This is a genomic window from Methylobacterium sp. J-072 (assembly GCF_022829425.1).
In the GTDB taxonomy this organism is placed as follows: Bacteria; Pseudomonadota; Alphaproteobacteria; order Rhizobiales; family Beijerinckiaceae; genus Methylobacterium.
In genome coordinates this window covers 1-335 of sequence record NZ_JAKSYK010000143.1, presented here as the reverse complement: position 1 = coordinate 335, position 335 = coordinate 1, and the positions used below count along the sequence as shown (strand labels likewise).

General features: G+C 67.5%; 1 protein-coding gene. It reads left to right on the top strand.

The genetic code is table 11. The annotated features are described in order from the left end of the window. Nucleotides 1–261: GIY-YIG nuclease family protein (locus MKK67_RS16120; protein WP_243966131.1), on the top strand; the 261-nt coding region annotated here is incomplete at its 5' end. Nucleotides 262–335: the final 74 nt, after the last annotated feature.

The window sequence follows — 335 nt, the reverse complement described above, 5'->3', positions numbered from 1 at the left end:
CCCACACGCCGCAACGGGAGGCTTTATACCGGCGTCACCGCGTGCCGGCCCCGGCGCGCCTACGAGCACCGCGAAGCCCTCCGCCCCGGCCTCACGCGCCGCTACGGATGCAAGCCCCTGGTCTGGTACGAGGGCTACCCGACGATGAGCGAGGCCATCGCCCGCGAGACACAGAGCAAGGCCGGCTCCCGGAAGAAGCAGCTCGCCCTGATCGAGGCGATGAACCCGGATCGGTGCGATCTGTATCCGGGCCTTGCGTAAAGTTCTTATGCGTCGCGGAGCCCTGGGTTGCTTCGCTGCGCTCGCAATGACGGGTTGGACGTCATCACGCGTTG